Origin of the sequence: Streptomyces sp. NPDC058646 (assembly GCF_042716875.1) — a bacterium.
In the GTDB taxonomy this organism is placed as follows: Bacteria; Actinomycetota; Actinomycetes; order Streptomycetales; family Streptomycetaceae; genus Streptomyces.
This window is the reverse complement of the sequence record NZ_JBHXRK010000012.1, coordinates 37,849-55,588: the sequence shown is the minus strand read 5'-3', so window position 1 is coordinate 55,588 and position 17,740 is coordinate 37,849. Positions and strand designations below refer to the sequence as shown.

Annotated in this window: 15 protein-coding genes; all 15 read right to left on the bottom strand. The window is 71.2% G+C overall.

Annotation, left to right across the window (positions count from 1 at the left end):
* Positions 1-237: 237 nt before the first annotated feature.
* Positions 238-675: a hypothetical protein gene (locus tag ACFWUZ_RS16685; protein WP_384372720.1), complete on the bottom strand. Its 438-nt coding sequence runs from the start codon at positions 673-675 to the stop codon at positions 238-240.
* A 274-nt stretch (positions 676-949) separates the two neighbouring features.
* Complete coding sequence (locus ACFWUZ_RS16680) at positions 950-2,284, bottom strand: MraY family glycosyltransferase (protein WP_384372718.1); 1,335 nt, start codon at positions 2,282-2,284, stop codon at positions 950-952.
* Between the two features lie 116 nt (positions 2,285-2,400).
* Positions 2,401-3,633 (bottom strand): serine hydroxymethyltransferase, encoded by a 1,233-nt coding sequence (glyA, locus tag ACFWUZ_RS16675; protein ID WP_384372716.1) that lies wholly within the window; start codon positions 3,631-3,633, stop codon positions 2,401-2,403.
* Positions 3,634-3,754: 121 nt separating this feature from the next.
* Positions 3,755-4,414, bottom strand: a complete 660-nt coding sequence (locus ACFWUZ_RS16670; RefSeq protein WP_384372714.1) for a protein-tyrosine-phosphatase — start codon at positions 4,412-4,414, stop codon at positions 3,755-3,757.
* A complete protein-coding gene (locus ACFWUZ_RS16665; RefSeq protein ID WP_384372712.1) occupies positions 4,411-5,058 on the bottom strand; it encodes an L-threonylcarbamoyladenylate synthase in 648 nt (215 codons plus the stop codon). Before ACFWUZ_RS16665 ends, ACFWUZ_RS16670 begins: the two co-directional genes overlap by 4 nt.
* Before the next feature lie 49 nt (positions 5,059-5,107).
* Positions 5,108-5,953 carry a peptide chain release factor N(5)-glutamine methyltransferase gene (gene prmC / locus ACFWUZ_RS16660; protein WP_384372710.1) on the bottom strand — a complete coding sequence of 282 codons (846 nt, stop codon included), beginning with the start codon at positions 5,951-5,953 and terminating at the stop codon, positions 5,108-5,110.
* A 63-nt stretch (positions 5,954-6,016) separates the two neighbouring features.
* Positions 6,017-7,096, bottom strand: coding sequence for a peptide chain release factor 1 (gene prfA / locus ACFWUZ_RS16655; protein ID WP_384372708.1), 1,080 nt, complete (start codon positions 7,094-7,096; stop codon positions 6,017-6,019).
* 126 nt (positions 7,097-7,222) lie between these two features.
* On the bottom strand, positions 7,223-7,441 hold the full coding sequence (gene rpmE / locus ACFWUZ_RS16650) for a 50S ribosomal protein L31 (protein WP_031150550.1): 219 nt from the start codon (positions 7,439-7,441) through the stop codon (positions 7,223-7,225).
* 183 nt (positions 7,442-7,624) lie between these two features.
* A complete protein-coding gene (locus ACFWUZ_RS16645; RefSeq protein WP_384372705.1) occupies positions 7,625-8,725 on the bottom strand; it encodes an LCP family protein in 1,101 nt (366 codons plus the stop codon).
* 272 nt (positions 8,726-8,997) lie between these two features.
* Positions 8,998-11,136: a transcription termination factor Rho gene (gene rho, locus ACFWUZ_RS16640; protein WP_384372703.1), complete on the bottom strand. Its 2,139-nt coding sequence runs from the start codon at positions 11,134-11,136 to the stop codon at positions 8,998-9,000.
* 423 nt (positions 11,137-11,559) lie between these two features.
* Complete coding sequence (gene thrB, locus ACFWUZ_RS16635; protein ID WP_384372701.1) at positions 11,560-12,486, bottom strand: homoserine kinase; 927 nt, start codon at positions 12,484-12,486, stop codon at positions 11,560-11,562.
* Between the two features lie 282 nt (positions 12,487-12,768).
* The gene (gene thrC / locus ACFWUZ_RS16630) at positions 12,769-13,839 is read right to left on the bottom strand and encodes a threonine synthase (protein ID WP_384372699.1); all 1,071 of its coding nucleotides are present in this window, start codon (positions 13,837-13,839) and stop codon (positions 12,769-12,771) included.
* A 6-nt stretch (positions 13,840-13,845) separates the two neighbouring features.
* The gene (locus tag ACFWUZ_RS16625) at positions 13,846-15,150 is read right to left on the bottom strand and encodes a homoserine dehydrogenase (RefSeq protein WP_384372697.1); all 1,305 of its coding nucleotides are present in this window, start codon (positions 15,148-15,150) and stop codon (positions 13,846-13,848) included.
* A 158-nt stretch (positions 15,151-15,308) separates the two neighbouring features.
* Entirely contained in the window at positions 15,309-16,700 is a 1,392-nt protein-coding gene (gene lysA / locus ACFWUZ_RS16620; RefSeq protein ID WP_384372695.1) for a diaminopimelate decarboxylase, read from the bottom strand.
* Positions 16,701-16,719: 19 nt separating this feature from the next.
* The gene (gene nrtL, locus ACFWUZ_RS16615; protein WP_384372693.1) at positions 16,720-17,712 is read right to left on the bottom strand and encodes an ArgS-related anticodon-binding protein NrtL; all 993 of its coding nucleotides are present in this window, start codon (positions 17,710-17,712) and stop codon (positions 16,720-16,722) included.
* Between the last annotated feature and the right edge of the window lie 28 nt (positions 17,713-17,740).

The following is a 17,740-nucleotide window of genomic DNA, read 5'->3' as shown; positions in this document are numbered from 1 at the left end:
GCAGCACTCACCGCAGGGCTCCTTCAGCGTGGCGCATAGGTACGGCAACCTCGTTGTGTCGGCGCGGCGCGCAGCCGCGGTTCGGCACTGGACTGGTGTAACGGATGGTGGGGCGGCAGTCAGGCATCGAGCCTCGCGATGGAACAGGCGTCAGCTCAGATGCCCGCGCCCGCAGTGCCGCAGTTGGCACCGGACGATAGCAGGGTCCCGAACGCGTACTTATGCCGCCCCTACCCTTCACGACTTCGACCCCGGGTTCTCGGGCTTGTCGCCCTTCACCGAGTCCGGTTCGACGTAGAGGATCTTCGCCTTCATATGAGCACGCGTCTGCGCGCCGATCCACACGAGGGTGGTGGCGACGAGCGTGATCGCGAAAGCCTTGGGGTGGAACAGCGTGGTGTTCTTGAACGCGGCGAGAAAGACGAAGAGCAGCAGAATCTGAGCCGCGTAGAGCATGAGCCCCATGGCCTGGAAGAGATGCGGGAGTGATTTCGCCGTGCGCTGGAGAACGACGAATCCGATGCCCATGAACAACATCACGACCAGCGTCGCGACGACGGCTCCGACTGCACCCTTGCCTCCGACGACCAACGCGCTGATCGCTGCGGCGAGAGCGCCGGCGACAGCCGTGGGTACGGCGGCTTGCATGAGGAATCGGACATCATCTGACCGCATGGCGGTTTGCTCCGCGTGGTGGTGGGGGCAAGGGACTCGTACGGGACGAGCGTAAGCCCGGTCCGAGTGAGAGCCTCGGGCCAAGGGACCGTCGCACTACGGTCCTTCGGCTCTGTCGCCGGGTTTAGTGAACGGTATCACAAACTATTTGATGAGAGCTTTACCTGCGTGGTGTGCTAACTGTCACACATGAGAGGGACCCTGCGCGTGTGTGCGCGATAAGTGGTCGCTTTGTCTGGTAAAGGGCAACCATGTCGGACATGCGCCGGCGGCGTCAGCGGGTCGATCCGGCCTTACGCCGGTCGGGGAAGCGCGAACGGGGGCCCACGGCAGTCGCCCCGTTGACGCCCGAGACTCCGGCCACGATCGGCCGCACCGGCTCCGGCTCCGCGCCCGTCGCCTCCCGTACGGCCGCCTCGGCAGCGGCCTCCGCGGCCCGCCCGGCGTGCCGGTAGCGGGGCGGCACCAGACCCTCCGCCCAGCGCGGAGCGCGCGGGGTGAAGCGCGGCAGGAGGAGCAGGACCAGACCCAGCGCGCTGAGGGCGGCGATCGCGAGCACGATCCACATCGAGGCCGAGTTGACCGAGTACGCCACGGTGCCGAAGGCGATGAGCCCCGACCAGAAGTACATGATCAGCACCGCGCGACTGTGCGAATGTCCGAGTTCCAGGAGCCGGTGGTGCAGGTGCCCGCGGTCCGCCGCGAACGGCGACTGCCCCTTCCAGGTGCGCCGCACGATCGCCAGGACCAGGTCCGCGACCGGGATCGCGATGATCGTCAGCGGCAGCAGCAGCGGGATGAACACCGGCAGCATCGCGTGCGTCGCGTTGCGCTCGCCGCCCGCGAAGAGGGCCAGCGCGTCCGGGTCCACCTGCCCGGTGATGGAGATCGCGGAGGCGGCCAGCACCAGGCCGATCAGCATCGAGCCGGAGTCGCCCATGAAGATCCGGGCGGGGTGCATGTTGTGCGGCAGGAAGCCCAGGCACATGCCCATCAGGATGGCGGCGAAGAGGGTCGCGGGGGCCGCGGCCTCGATCCCGTAGCCGAACCAGATCCGGTAGCCGTAGAGGAAGAGCGCGCCGGTCGCGATGCAGACCATGCCGGCGGCCAGACCGTCGAGGCCGTCGACGAAGTTCACCGCGTTGATGGTGATCACGACGAGCGCCACCGTCAGCAGGTTGCCCTGCCACTGGGTGAGCGGGACCGTGCCGACGCCCGGGACCGGGATCCACAGGATCGTCAGACCCTGCATGACCATCACGCCCGCGGCGATCATCTGACCGCCGAGCTTGATCAGGGCGTCGATCTCGAACTTGTCGTCGAGGACGCCGATCAGCCAGATCAGGGCCGCGCCCGAGAGCAGCGCCCGTGGTTCGTTCGACCGTTCGAAGACCCCGTTGAGGTTCTGCAGATGGTCCGCGACCAGCAGGCCCGCGCACAGACCGCCGAACATGGCGATGCCGCCGAGGCGGGGCGTGGGCTCGCGGTGCACGTCACGGGCGCGGATCTCCGGCATCGCCCCGGCCGCGATCGCGAACTTCCGCACGGGCCCGGTGAGCAGGTAGGTCACCGCGACCGTGACGCAAAGCGTCAGCAGATATTCACGCACGGGCTGCCCCAGATGTATCGCCGGCCATCTCAGCCCCACACATTAGCTGCGATGTCCCCTGTACCGAGGACGCCGGGTGGTCCCTTCCCGGTTCCCCTACGACCCACTTGTCCCGCTTACACCCCGTACGGGGGAAATCCAGACGTCAGCTGCTTGACCTCCGTACGGGTCTTCGCGGCTTCCCCGCGCAGTGCGGCCGCGAACAGCGCGGCGATGGCCTGCATCTCCGCCTCCCCCATGCCCTGGGTCGTGACGGCGGCCGTGCCGAGCCGGACGCCGCGCTGGTCCCCGTACGGCAGGGCGCAGGTGTCGAGCACGATCCCGGCGGCGGCCAGCCGGCCGCGCGCGGTGGGACCGTCGATGCCCAGCGGACCCGGGTCGGCGGTGATCAGGTGCGTGTCGGTGCCGCCGGTGGTGACGGCGAACCCGAGGTCCGCCAGCGCCTGCGCCAGGACCCGGGCGTTGGCGACGACCCGGTGGGCGTACGTGGTGAAGGCGGGTCCGGCGGCCTCGCCGAACGCCACGGCCTTGGCGGCGATGGTGTGCATCTGGGCGCCGCCCTGGGTGAAGGGGAACACCGCCCGGTCGATGCGCTCGGCGTACTCGGCGCCGCACAGGATCATCCCGCCGCGCGGCCCGCGCAGCACCTTGTGCGTGGTCGCGCAGACGATGTCGGCGTACGGGACCGGGCTCGGCGCCGCCCCGCCGGCGACGAGCCCGATCGGGTGGGCGGCATCGGCGATCAGACAGGCCCCGGCCTCGTCGGCGATCTCCCGGAAGGCGGAGTACTCGGGGTGGCGGGGATAGGCGATGGACCCGCAGACGATGGCCTTGGGACGGTGGGTCCGCGCGAGCTGCTGCACCTGCTCGTAGTCGATGAGCCCGGTCTCCGCGTCCACGCCGTAGCCGACGAAGTCGAACCACCGGCCGGAGAAGTTCGCGGGCGACCCGTGCGTGAGGTGTCCCCCGTACGGGAGCCCCATCGCCAGCACGGTGTCCCCGGGCCGCAGCAGTGCGGCGTACGCGGCCAGGACGGCGGAGGACCCGGAGTGCGCCTGGACGTTGGCGTGCTCGGCCCCGAACAGGGCCTTGGCCCGCTCCACGGCGAGCTGCTCGGCCAGGTCGGCGTACTCGCAGCCGCCGTGGTGCCGGGCGCCGGGGTACCCCTCGGCGTACTTGTTGGCCAGGGGCGAGGCGAGGGCGGCGAGCACGGCGGAGGAGGTGAAGTTCTCGGCGGCGCTCAGCTGGAGGGCGGCGGCCTGCCGCTGCCGCTCCCCTTCGAGGATGTCGGCGAGCTGCGGATCCTGGCGCCGCAGGAGGTCCGCCGGCTGCTCGGTGGTGACAGTCATGGCACGACTCCCCGCGCGGTGGGTGTACCGGGTAGCCCCACCATATTCCCGGCGTCCTTCTCCCGCCGCCCGAGGCGCGGGGGGCAGGCCGGGCCCGCACGGCCCCGTGCGCCCCGGTGCCTCAGCGGGAGGACGCGGTGACGCCCGTCAGGGCGGTGACCACCGGGTCGAGCGCCTGGTTGATCTCGTCGCCGATGGAGCGGAAGAAGGTGATCGGCGCGCCGTACGGGTCGTACACCTCGTCGGCGTCCGGCGAGGGCGCCAGGAGCCAGCCGCGGAGCGCCGCAGCGGCCCGGACCAGGGCCCGGGCGCGCTCCGCCATCCCGTCGTCCAGCGGCGGCAGCGTGGCGGGGTCTATGGCCCGCACCAGCCGGGTGAACTCCTTCAGCGTGAAGGTCCGCAGCCCGGCCGAGTGACCCATCGAGATGACCTGCGCCCGGTGGTCGCGGGTCGCGGTCAGCACCAGGTCCGCCCGTATGACGTGCTCGTCGAGCAGCTCCCGGCCGGTGAAACCGCTCGCGTCGGCCCCGAAGTCCGCCAGCACCGCGGCCGCGTTCGCCTCCATCGGGGCCCCCTCGTGGCCCCAGGTTCCGGCGCTCTCCACGATGAGGTCGCCGGTGACGAGCCCGCCGAGGCGGTGCGAGAGGGCGTGGCGCGTCAGCCGCTCGGTGATGGGCGAGCGGCAGACGTTGCCGGTGCTGACGTGGAGTATGCGGAAGGTGTCTCCTCCGGCGTCCGCCGGGAGGTGCCCCCTTGCTATGCCACGCCCCTCAGGGCTCACGGGGCGACCTCGAGGTCGGGTACGACCTCCCGCAGCTGGTCCGCGGTGAGCGCGCCCTGGCGCAGCAGTACGGGGACCTTCCCGGTCACGTCGACGATCGACGACGGCTGGATGCCGGGCGTCGGCCCGCCGTCCAGGTACACGGACACGGAGTCGCCGAGCATCTCGCGCGCCGCGTCGCAGTCCTCGGGCGCCGGGTGGCCCGACAGGTTCGCCGAGGACACCGCCATCGGGCCGACCTCGGTCAGCAGCTCGATCGCGACCGGGTGCAGCGGCATGCGCACGGCCACCGTGCCGTGGGTGTCCCCCAGGTCCCAGGCGAGCGACGGCTGGTGCTTGGCGACCAGCGTCAGCGCGCCCGGCCAGAACGCGTCGACGAGCTCCCAGGCCTGCTCGGAGAAGTCCGTGACGAGACCGTGCAGGGTGTTCGGGGAGCCGATGAGAACCGGTGTGGGCATGCCCCGGCCGCGGCCCTTGGCGGCGAGCAGGTCGGCCACGGCCTCCGGGCTGAAGGCGTCCGCGCCGATCCCGTACAGGGTGTCGGTGGGCAGCACGACGAGCTCGCCGCGGCGCACGGCGGATGCGGCTTCACGCAGACCCGTCTTGCGGTCCGTCGCGTCGTTGCAGTCGTATCGCCGGGCCATCAGCGGGCCTCCTCAAGCAGCAGGGGGGTGACGGGAAGGGTCGCGCCGGTCACGGCAGCGCCTTGCGGGCGGTCGCGAAGCGCGGGCGGTTGTTGAGGTCCGGGTGGTCGGCCGCATCGGCCCAGCCCCGCTCCTCGGCGAAGATCCACGGCACTTGGCCGCCCTGGGTGTCGGCGTGCTCGATGACGACGATCCCGCCGGGCCGCAGCAGCCGGTGGGCGGTGCGTTCGATGCCGCGGATGGTGTCGAGGCCGTCCTCGCCCGAGAAGAGCGCCATCTCCGGGTCGTGGTCGCGGGCCTCGGGGGCGACGTACTCCCACTCGGTGAGCGGGATGTACGGCGGGTTCGAGATCACCAGGTCGACCTGGCCGTCCAGCTCGGGCAGGGCGCTCAGCGCGTCGCCCTGGTGGACGGTGACCCGGGAACCCTCGGCGTTCTTGCGGGTCCACCGCAGGGCGTCCTCGGACAGCTCCACCGCGTGCACGCGCGAGCGCGGCACCTCCTGCGCCATGGCGAGGGCGATGGCGCCGGAACCGGTGCACAGGTCCACGATCATCGGCTCGACCACGTCCATGGCCCGGACGGCGTGTATGGCCCAGTCCACCACCGACTCGGTCTCGGGCCGCGGGACGAACACCCCGGGCCCGACCTGGAGCTCCAGGTAGCGGAAGAAGGCGCGGCCGGTGATGTGCTGGAGCGGCTCGCGCGCCTCGCGGCGGGCGACCGCCTCCCAGTAGCGGGCGTCGAAGTCCGTGTCCTTGACGTGGTGGAGTTCCCCCCGTTTGACGCTGTGCACGAAGGCGGCGAGCTCCTCCGCGTCGAAGCGCGGTGAGGGAACGCCGGCGGCGGCCAGCCGCTGGGTGGCCTGGGCCACCTCGGCAAGCAGCAAGTTCACGCTGGTCCTCCGGGCTGCTGTCGTACGGGGGGTGGTACCGGGGTGGTGCGGGTGCCTCGCGGTCTACTGCGCGGCGGCGAGCTTGGCTGCCGAGTCGGCGTCGACACAGGCCTGGATGACCGAGTCGAGGTCGCCGTCGAGCACCTGGTCCAAGTTGTACGCCTTGAAGCCGGTGCGGTGGTCCGAGATCCGGTTTTCCGGGTAGTTGTACGTCCGGATCTTCTCGGAGCGGTCCACGGAGCGCACCTGGCTGCGGCGCACGTCGGAGGCCTCCTGCTCGGCGGCTTCCTGGGCCGCGGCGAGGAGCCGCGAGCGCAGGATGCGCATGGCCTGCTCCTTGTTCTGGAGCTGGCTCTTCTCGTTCTGGCAGGAGGCGACCACACCGGTCGGCAGGTGCGTGATGCGCACGGCCGAGTCGGTGGTGTTGACGGACTGGCCGCCGGGGCCCGAGGAGCGGTACACGTCGATGCGGAGGTCGTTCATGTTGATCTCGACCTCGACCTCCTCGGCCTCCGGGGTGACGAGCACGCCGGCGGCGGAGGTGTGGATGCGGCCCTGGGACTCGGTGGCCGGAACCCGCTGGACGCGGTGCACGCCGCCCTCGTACTTCAGGCGGGCCCACACGCCCTGGCCGGGCTCGGTGGCGCCGTTGCCGCCCTTGGTGCGGACGGAGACCTGGACGTCCTTGTAGCCGCCGAGCTCGGACTCGGTGGCGTCGATGATCTCGGTCTTCCAGCCCACGCGCTCGGCGTAGCGCAGGTACATGCGCAGCAGGTCGCCGGCGAAGAGCGCCGACTCGTCGCCGCCCGCGCCCGCCTTGACCTCCAGGAGCACGTCCTTGTCGTCGCTGGGGTCGCGCGGGACGAGCAGCAGGCGGAGCTTCTCGGTGAGCTCCTCGCGCTGCGCGCTCAGCTCCTTGACCTCGGCCACGAAGTCGGGGTCGTCGGCCGCGAACTCCTTGGCCGTCTCGATGTCCTCGGCGGCCTGCTTCCAGGCGCGGAAGGTCGCCACGATCGGGGTCAGCTCCGCGTAGCGCTTGTTCAGCTTGCGCGCGTTGGCCTGATCCGAGTGGACCGAAGGGTCGGCGAGCCTCTTCTCAAGATCGGCGTGCTCGCCGATCAGTTCCTCGACCGCCTCGAACATCGGGGGCTCCTGTGGTGAAAGTACGAAGGGAATGCAGGGGGTGTCGTGACGAGACGACGACAAAGGCGCCGGTCCGGCCGCCCCCGAGTGGACAGGGAGCGGCCGGTGACCGGCGCCTGGGTCGCGCTACTTCTTGGCCGCACCCTTGCCGAAGCGAGCCTCGAAGCGGGCCACGCGGCCACCGGTGTCGAGGATCTTCTGCTTGCCCGTGTAGAACGGGTGGCACTCGGAGCAGACCTCGGCACGGATGTTGCCGGAGGTCAGCGTGGAGCGGGTGGTGAACGACGCGCCACAGGTGCAGCTGACCTGGGTCTCGACGTACTCGGGGTGGATCTCGCTCTTCAAGGTGTCTCCTAGATTCGGGAGGGCGCCGGGTCGCAGGAGCCGAATTGCGCACTGCGTGAACCGGGGCCGACAGACCAGTCTGCCAGGACCGGGCTGCCTGTCAAAATTCTGAGGACGCCTCCCTCAACGGGAGGGGGCCGGCATCTATTCCGCGCCCCCTCGGATCCCGCCGCGGCCCGGTCCCTACTGGACGATCCCGCCGGCCGAGCCCTTGTCCCCCATGGAGTTCGCGGTGGCTTCCGCCGGGATCGGCCGGTCCGCCAGCAGGGCTTCCCAGACGAGCTGGGACTCCTTGGTGAGCGGTGCCACACGGTCGGTGTCGCGGGGGTCCGGGGTCACCGGGAGGGTGATCATCTGCATGTCCTGGGCGTCGATGCCCTGGAGGCCCTGGGCGAAGCCCATGAGGGACTTCACGTCGCCGAGCGCCTTGTCGGTGGTGAGCGCCTTGGTCCCGGAGTCGGCGAGGTCGAGCAGCCGCTTGGGGTTGTCGAACAGGCCGATGCTCTTGACCTGCTTGATCAGCGCCTTGATGAAGGCCTGCTGGAGCTGGATCCGGCCCAGGTCACTGCCGTCGCCGACGCTCTTGCGGGTACGGACCAGACCGAGGGCCTGCTCGCCGTCGAGCTTGTTGGGGCCGGCCGCGAGGTCCAGGTGGCTGGCGTCGTCCTTGATCGGCTTGGTGGTGGTCACCTCGACGCCGCCGAGGTTGTCGATGATCTTCTTGAAGCCCGTGAAGTCGACCTCGATGTAGTGGTCCATGCGGATCCCGGACATCTTCTCGACCGTCTTGACCGCGCAGGCCGCCCCGCCGATCGTGTAGGCCTCGTTGAACTGCCTGCGCGTCCCGCCCGGGTCGGTCTTCCCGTCGCCCGTCGTGCAGGGAGGGCGGGCGGTCATGGTGTCGCGGGGTATCGATACGACGCTGGCCTTCTCGTGGCCCTCGTACAGGTGGACGATCATCGCGGTGTCGGAGCGTGCCGAGCCGCTGTCGTCGCGGCCGTACTCGCCGTTGGCGCCGCCGCGGGAGTCCGAGCCGAGGACGAGGATGTCCATCGAGCCGTTGTTCACGTTCTGCGGCCGGTCGGCGCCGAGGGCCGCGTCGATGTCGACGGTCTTCAGGTTGCCGTTGAACTTGAAGTAGAAGTAGCCGAGGCCCGCACCGCCGAGCAGGACCACGCCCGCGGCGCTCCATGCGGCGATGACGAGGGCCCTGCGGCGCCTGGGCGGTTTCCGCCGGCGGCGGCCTGCGGCTCGCCGGCCTCCGCCCGTGCTGTCCTGGCTCATGCTCTCCTCAGTCCTGGGTCCGGCCCCCGATCGCCTCGGCCGGTCGCTTCTCACCCTGCGGTCCTCTGACACAGACGGCCTAACGGGCCCCAGGGTTCCACGGCCGCCGGCCGGGCCCGACCGCCCCGACCGCCCCGGCCCCGGTCGGCCGCACCGGCGACGCCGCGTCGACCTGGAGGTTTACCGGGGGGCGCCGGGGTGCGGTGGGGCCCGGTGACGGCCGGAGTGTGGGAAAGCTCGCACCGGGGCGGCCCTGTTCGGGCGGCGGGACGTCAGTCGTCGTTCTTGCCCGACGGCGTCGTCTTCGCGATCTGCATCAGGAACTCGGCGTTCGACTTCGTCTGCTTCATCTTGTCGAGCAGGAGCTCGATCGCCTGCTGCGAGTCGAGGGCGTGCAGCACCCGGCGCAGCTTCCAGACGATGGCGAGCTCCTCCGCGTTGAGGAGGATCTCCTCCTTGCGGGTGCCCGACGGGTCGACGTCGACGGCCGGGAAGATGCGCTTGTCGGCGAGCTTCCGGTCGAGCTTGAGCTCCATGTTGCCGGTGCCCTTGAACTCCTCGAAGATCACCTCGTCCATGCGCGAGCCGGTGTCGACCAGCGCGGTGGCCAGGATGGTCAGCGAGCCGCCGTCCTCGATGTTGCGCGCGGCGCCGAAGAAGCGCTTCGGCGGGTACAGCGCGGTCGAGTCGACACCACCGGACAGGATGCGGCCGGAGGCGGGCGCCGCGAGGTTGTACGCGCGGCCCAGACGGGTGATGGAGTCCAGCAGGACGACCACGTCGTGACCCAGCTCGACGAGGCGCTTGGCGCGCTCGATGGCCAGCTCGGCGACGGTGGTGTGGTCCTCGGCCGGACGGTCGAAGGTCGAGGAGATGACCTCGCCCTTGACCGACCGCTGCATGTCGGTGACCTCTTCCGGACGCTCGTCGACCAGGACGACCATCAGGTGGCACTCGGGGTTGTTGACGGTGATCGCGTTGGCGATCGCCTGCATGATCATGGTCTTGCCGGTCTTCGGCGGGGCCACGATCAGGCCTCGCTGACCCTTGCCGATCGGCGACACGAGGTCGATGATGCGGGTGGTCAGCACGCCCGGGTCGGTCTCCAGGCGGAGCCGGTCCTGCGGGTACAGCGGGGTGAGCTTCTGGAACTCCGGTCGGCCGCGGCCGGATTCGGGCGCCATGCCGTTCACCGAGTCCAGCCGCACGAGGGCGTTGAACTTCTCGCGGCGCTCGCCGTCCTTGGGCTGGCGCACGGCACCGGTGGTGTGGTCGCCCTTGCGCAGACCCGCCTTGCGGACCTGGGCGAGGGAGACGTACACGTCGTTGGGGCCGGGCAGGTAGCCCGAGGTCCGGATGAACGCGTAGTTGTCGAGGATGTCCAGGATGCCCGCGACGGGGATCAGGACGTCGTCGTCGGCTACCTGCGGCTCGTTCGGCGCGAACTCGTCGCGGCCACGACGGCCGCGGCGGTCGCGGTAACGGCCCCGGCGGCCGCGGCGGCCGCCCTCGTCGTCGAAGTCGTCCTGCGGCCCGTTGTCCTGCGGACCCTGGCGGTCCTGACGGTCCTGACGGCCCTGCTGACCCTGACCCTGGCCCTGGCCCTGGCCGCGGCCGCCCTGCTGCTGGCGGTCCTGACGGTCGGCGCGGTCCTGACGGTCGGCGCGGTCCTGGCGGCCGCCGCCCTGACCGCCCTGGGCGCCCTGGCCCTGGTCGTCGGTCTTGACGCCGCGGTCACGGCGGTCGCGCTGACGGTCGCCGCGCTCGGCACGGTCACCGCGGTCGCGGCGGTCGCGACGGCCGCGGCCCTCGCCGTCCTGCCCCTGCGCCTGGCCGGAGACGGCCGTGGCGGCCTCGGCCTTCGGCTCGGCGGCGGGTTCGGCCTTGACCGTCTCGGTCTTCTGCTCCACCTGCACGGCGGCGGGGGCCGAGGCCTCCGGGCTGCCGGAGGGGGCGGTGGCGCGACGGCGGCGGCGCTCGCCGGCCGGGGCGTCGTCACTGGCGGGCTGGCCCGGGATCTCGATCTGCGCCTGTGCGGCAGGCTTCTCGGCGGGCGCCTCGGCGGCGGCCTCACCCGTCTGCGAAGCATCGGCGGCAGCCGAACGGGCCTTGCTGGTGGCACGGCGCTTCGGCTTGGCCTCGGCGGTGTCGGCGGCTCCGGCGGAGGAGGACGCGGCCTTGGGGGCACTGCCGCCCGCCTGCGCCTCCTTGATGACCTCGATCAGCTGGCTCTTGCGCATCCGCGCGGTGCCCCTGATACCGAGGCCCGACGCGACCTGCTGCAGCTCGGCCAGGACCATGCCGTCGAGGCCGGTGCCGGTGCGGCGACGCTTGGGTGCGGCGCCCGCGGCGGGGGCACTGGTGTCGACAGTGGTGTCGGCAGCGCCCATCAGATCGGTGGTGTCGCTCACGAAGGGTCCTTCCCTGGAGCGGACGTCGGCCTGTCTGGCTCGGCGACCGGTTGTGCTGTCCGACAGCAGTCCTAGGTGTGGACCGTGCCGGGGCGGTGGTCCGCCGGTAGAGATACGGCGGAGAGAAACGTGCGTGGGTGGTTCCGGCGAGAAGCCCCGAGCTGGAAGCGTGGGAATGTCACGCCGATTCCGGAGCGTGCTCGAAACTGCTGGAGGTGATCAAAGCAGTCGGGGAGGCTCCCGGAAGAAAGGTGGTCCCGGAGGGGGACACTGAGCACCGAGCCATGGCGGCTTCGGATGCGCACTTGAGATTAACACTACCGGATCCAACAGACATTCCCCCTCTCAATCACCGGCAATCGCGCGTTCCCGCGTGGACGGCCTGCCCTGGCCGCCCGCCCCGGACCGGCCGGGCCCCAGGGCTCAGCCGCCCTGGGTACCCAGCGGGAGCACGCTCGCGCCCGCGGCGTCGAGGGCCAGCCGGGTGGCGGCCCATCCCTCGCCCGCGAGCTGCGCGACCTTGTCGGCCGCGCCGTTGTCGACCAGCGCCAGGACCGTGGGGCCCGCGCCGGAGATGACCGCGGGGATGCCGTCCGCCCGCAGTCGGCCCACCAGTGCCACGCTCTCGGGCATGGCCGGGGTCCGGTAGTCCTGGTGGAGCCGGTCCTCGGTCGCTGCCAGCAGGTATTCGGGACGCCTGGTCAGGGCCTCCACGAGCAGGGCGGCGCGACCCGCGTTGACCGCAGCGTCCACGTGCGGGACGGTGCGCGGCAGCAGGCCGCGCGCGGTCTCCGTCAGGACCGGCTTCGAGGGGACGAAGACCACCGGAACGATGGAATCCGCAGGCTCCATCCGGATCGCCTTGGCACTGCCCCCGTCCATCCACGCCAGGGTGAAACCGCCGAGCAGGCAGGCGGCCACGTTGTCGGGGTGGCCCTCGATCTCGGTGGCGAGCTCCAGCAGCGCCGCGTCGTCGAGCTTGGCCTCGCCGCCTATGGTCACGGCGCGGGCGGCCACGATGCCCGCGCAGATGGCCGCGGAGGAGGAGCCGAGGCCCCGGCCGTGCGGAATGCGGTTCGCGCAGACGACCTCGAGGCCCCGGGGCTGTCCGCCCAGCAGGTCGAAGGCCGTGCGCATGGAGCGTACGAGCAGGTGGCTCTCGTCCCGCGGGAGGGTGTCGGCACCCTCACCCGCGATGTCGATGTCCAGGCCGGAATCGGCCACGCGGACGACGACGTCGTCGTAGAGCCCCAGGGCGAGGCCGAGGGTGTCGAAGCCCGGGCCGAGGTTGGCACTACTGGCGGGGACGCGCACCCGTACGGCGGCGGCGCGGAACGCTGGACCGGCCATCGTCCGATGACACTCCTTGTGACTGTGCGAGATCTTCGCTCTTCGCTGGCTCGCTGCGAATGTACTCGAGAACGTACGACACCCGAAGGGCCTCGGGGCAGCACCGCAGTCATATGCGCGGTGGCGGATGTAAGTACAGCTTATCGAAGGAAGGTTCTCTCGCGACATAGGGCGCACACGAGGCGCACGATGCGTGTCGCGGACCTCCGCCGCACCTTTGTCGTCGTACGGGGTGAGTTGCCGGGTTCCGGAAGGCTCCGGAACCCGGCTCTCGGGGGTACGTCAGACCAGGCCGAGGCGGATCGCGGCGGCTTCCGCGTCCACCGGAACGGTGACCGGCTGCGGAGCGCCGGCGATCGCCCAGTCGGGGTCCTTCAGGCCGTTGCCGGTGACGGTGCACACGATCTTCTGGCCGGGGTCGACCAGGCCCAGCTCGGCGGCCTTGAGCAGACCGGCGACGGAAGCGGCCGAGGCGGGCTCGACGAAGACACCCTCTTGAGCAGCCAACAGGCGGTAGGCGGCCAGGATCTGACGGTCCGTCACCTCGTCGATGAGGCCGCCCGACTCCTCGCGCGCGGCCAGTGCGAACTCCCAGGACGCCGGGTTGCCGATCCGGATCGCGGTGGCGATGGTGTGCGGCTCCTTGACGACCTCGCCGCGCACGATGGGCGCGGAACCGGAGGCCTGGAAACCCCACACGCGGGGCGTACGGGAGGCCAGGCCGTCGGCCTTGTACTCCTTGAACCCCCTCCAGTACGCGGTGATGTTGCCCGCGTTGCCGACGGGCAGCACGTGGATGTCGGGGGCGTCACCGAGCGCGTCGACGATCTCGAACGCCGCCGTCTTCTGGCCCTCGATGCGGACCGGGTTGACGGAATTGACCAGCGCCACCGGGTAGTTGTCCGACAGGGCGCGCGCCAGGTTGAGGCAGTCGTCGAAGTTGCCTTCCACCTGAAGGATCTTGGCGCCGTGCACGAGCGCCTGGCCCATCTTGCCGAGCGCGATCTTCCCCTGGGGCACGAGCACCGCGGAGACCATCCCGGCGCGCACCGCGTACGCGGCGGCGGAGGCCGAGGTGTTGCCGGTGGAGGCGCAGATGACCGCCTTGGCGCCCTCCTCCTTGGCCCGGGTGATCGCCATGGTCATGCCGCGGTCCTTGAAGGACCCGGTGGGGTTCGCCCCCTCGACCTTCAGGTGCACCTCGCAGCCGGTGCGCTCGGAGAGCACCTGCGCGGGGACGAGGGGAGTACCGCCCTCGCGGAGCGTGACCACGGGAGTGGTGTCCGTCACCGGCAGGCGGTCCCGGTACTCCTCGATGATGCCGCGCCACTGGTGGGTGCGATTGCTGCTCATGGGTCCTTACTCCCCTTCAACACGCATGATGCTGGCGACACCGCGGACGGTGTCCAGCTTCCGCAGCGCCTCGACGGTCCCGGAGAGGGCGGCGTCGGGTGCCCGGTGAGTGACGACGACGAGGGAGGCTTCATTGCCGACCCCGTCAGGACGTCCTTGCTGGCGTACCGTATCGATCGACACGCCGTGCTCGGCGAAAGTGGTCGCCACCTGGGCGAGGACGCCCGGCTTGTCCGCCACGTCGAGGCTGATGTGGTAGCGGGTGACGACCTCACCCATGGCACTGACCGGCAGCTGGGTGTACGCCGACTCGCCCGGCCCCGTTGCCTCGGCGAGCTTGTTGCGGCAGACGGCGACCAGGTCGCCCAGGACCGCGGAGGCGGTCGGCGAACCGCCCGCGCCGGGCCCGTAGAACATGAGCCGCCCGGCGGCCTCCGCCTCGACGAAGACCGCGTTGTACGCCTCGCGGACGGAGGACAGGGGGTGGCTGAGCGGGATCATCGCGGGGTGCACGCGGGCGGTGACGGACTGGCCGTCGGCGGCCCGCTCCAGGATCGCCAGGAGCTTGATGGTGCAGCCCATGCGCCTGGCAGAGGCGAAGTCGGCGGAGCTGACCTCGGTCATGCCCTCGCGGTAGACGTCGTCGAGCCGGACCCGGGTGTGGAAGGCGATGCCGGCCAGGATCGCGGCCTTGGCGGCGGCATCGTAGCCCTCGACGTCGGCGGTGGGGTCGGCTTCGGCGTAACCGAGGGCGGTGGCCTCGTCGAGCGCCTCCTGGTACCCGGCGCCGGTGGAGTCCATCTTGTCGAGGATGAAGTTCGTCGTGCCGTTGACGATGCCCATCACCCGGTTGATCTTGTCGCCGGCGAGGGACTCGCGCATCGGGCGCACCAGCGGGATCGCGCCCGCGACGGCCGCCTCGTAGTACAGGTCCAGCCCGTGCTGCTCGGCGGCGGCGTGCAGCGCGGCACCGTCCTGGGCGAGGAGTGCCTTGTTCGCCGAGACGACGGACGCGCCGTTCTCGAAGGCGGTGGTGATCAGCGTACGGGCGGGCTCGATACCGCCGATGACCTCGATGACCACGTCGATGTCGCCGCGTTTGAGCAGGGCGGTCGCATCGGTGGTGACCAGCGCGGGGTCGATGCCCTCGCGCACCTTGGACGGGCGGCGCACGGCGACACCCGCGAGCTCCACGGGCGCGCCGATCCTGGCCGTCAGATCGTCGGCGTGCGTCGTCATGATGCGCGCCACCTCTGAGCCGACCACTCCACAGCCCAGCAGCGCCACCTTCAGCGGACGCGTACGCATCATTCGACCTACGCCTTTCGATCTTCCATCAGTACCCGGACACGCGGTTTGCCCGCCGGGTGTGAACCAGTCTCACTCAATGGACAGCAGTTTCCATCCTCGGTCCATTGAGTGAGACACCTATTTTGGGGGTCTGGGGCCTTCCACCAGAAATATGGGAATCATCCCAGGTCGAGACGCAGGAGATCTTCCTCCGTCTCCCGGCGGACGATGACGCGCGCCTGACCCTCGCGCACGGCGACGACGGGCGGGCGGAGCGCATGGTTGTAGTTGCTGGCCATGGAACGGCAGTACGCGCCGGTCGCCGGGACGGCCAGGAGGTCGCCGGGGGCGAGGTCGGCGGGCAGGAACGCGTCCTTCACCACGATGTCACCGCTCTCGCAGTGCTTGCCGACGACACGGACGAGCATCGGCTCGGCGTCGGAGCGGCGGGAGACCAGCGAGATGGAGTACTCGGCGTCGTACAGGGCCGTCCGGATGTTGTCGGACATCCCGCCGTCCACGCTCACGTACGTACGCAGTCCCGCGAGCGGCTTGATGGTGCCGACCTCGTAGAGGGTGAAGGCGGTCGGGCCGACGATGGCCCGGCCGGGCTCGACGGAGATCCGGGGCGCCCGCAGCCGGGCCGCCTCGCACTCCCGGGAGACGATCTCGGTCAGCGCCTTGGCGATCTCGTGCGGCTCGCGCGGGTCGTCGTCGGCGGTGTACGCGATGCCCAGGCCGCCACCGAGGTCGATCTCGGGCAGCTCCACCCCGTGCTCGTCGCGTACGGAGGCCAGCAGCTGCACCACCCGCTTGGCGGACACCTCGAAACCGGCCATGTCGAAGATCTGCGAGCCGATGTGGGAGTGGATGCCGAGCAGCTCCAGCGAGTCGTGCCCGAGCACGCGGCGCACCGCCTCGGCGGCGGAGCCGTCGGCCACGGCGATGCCGAACTTCTGGTCCTCGTGCGCGGTGGCGATGAACTCGTGGGTGTGCGCCTCGACGCCCACCGTCACACGGACCTGCACGGGCTGGCGTACGCCCAGCTCACGGGCGACGTGCGCGACGCGGGCGATCTCCTGGAAGGAGTCGAGGACGATGCGCCCGACCCCGGCCTCCACCGCGCGGGTGATCTCGGCGACCGACTTGTTGTTGCCGTGGTACGCGATCCGGGAGGCGGGCATCCCGGCGGCCAGGGCGGTGGTCAGCTCACCGCCGGAGCAGACGTCGAGGTTCAGCCCTTCCTCCTCGAGCCACTTCACGACGGCCTTGGAGAGGAACGCCTTCCCCGCGTAGAACACGTCGGCGTCCTTGCCGAAGGCGTGCGCCCAGGCCCGGCAGCGCGCCCGGAAGTCCTCTTCGTCCAGGAAGTACGCCGGGGTCCCGAACTCCTCGGCGAGCCTGGTCACTTCCATGCCGCCGACGGAGACCACGCCGTCGTCGCCGCGCCGGACGGTCCGCGCCCACACCTTCTCGTCGAGGACGTTCAGGTCCGCGGGCGGCGGGGAGTAGTGCCCCTCGGGCAGGACATCGGCGTGGCGGGGTCCGGCGGGGTGCGCGGAACGGCTCATCGGAATCTCTCTTCGCAGGTCACAGGCGTTCGGGTGCGTCTATACCGAGGAGGGCCAGGCCGCCGGCCAGCACCGTCCCGGCGGCTTCGGCAAGAGCCAGCCGGGCGCGGTGGGCGGCCGAGGGTTTCTCGTCCCCGTGGGGCAGTACGCGGTACTGGAAGTCGAGGAGGGCGTCGGCCAGCACGACGAGGTGCCGGACGAGCCGCTCGGGGGCGCCGTGGTGCGCGGCGGCTTCGAGGACGAGCGGGTATTCGGAGAGGGCCCGCAGCAGCGCCGGGGCGTCGACGTCCCCGGCGGCGGGTCCGAAGCCGAGGTCGGCCGCATTGCGCAGCAGGGCCCGGCTGCGGGCGAAGGCGTACCGGACCCGGAAGAACTCGTCGGCCTCGCCCTGGAGCAGCAGGGCCGGGGTGAAGACCGGGGTCTCCTGGGGGGCGACGGTGAGCATGGCCCAGCGGGCGGCGTCCGCCCCGTAGCGGGCGACGACGTCACCGTCGCGCCGGGCGACGGGGGCGACGGGGGCCACGGGGGTGGTGGGTGCGGTCGGCGCGGTGGGTGCGATTCCCGGAGGCGGGGCGGGGTCGAGGCCCTGGCTGCGGCGGATCCGCAGCACGGCCCCGTGCACGGCCTGCTCGCGGAGCCCGGTCACGCCGGGCAGGGGCGCCTCCTCCGCGCACCGGGGTCCGTGGGCCCGCGCGGCGCGGACGACGTCGGCAGCGGAGGGCGGGGCGAGCACGAAGTTCAGGAAGCCCGCGCCGGTGATCTCGACCCGGTCGATCCCGGGCACCTCGTCCAGCCGGCGGGCGAGCAGCCGGGCGACCTCGGCGGGGCGGCGTCCGGCACCCTTGGCGACCTGGAACGCGACGGGGGTGGCGTACTCCCCCACTCCGCCGGGCCGCGTCCGCTCGACGACCACCCGCCCACCGGGCACCCCGGCACCGGCCGGCAGCTCCCCGTCCTCGACGGCGCAGCGCACGGCGCGCACGACGGTACGGGAGAGGTCAGCGGGGGTCACGGGACCAGCCTAGGGGAGAAGGCCCCGG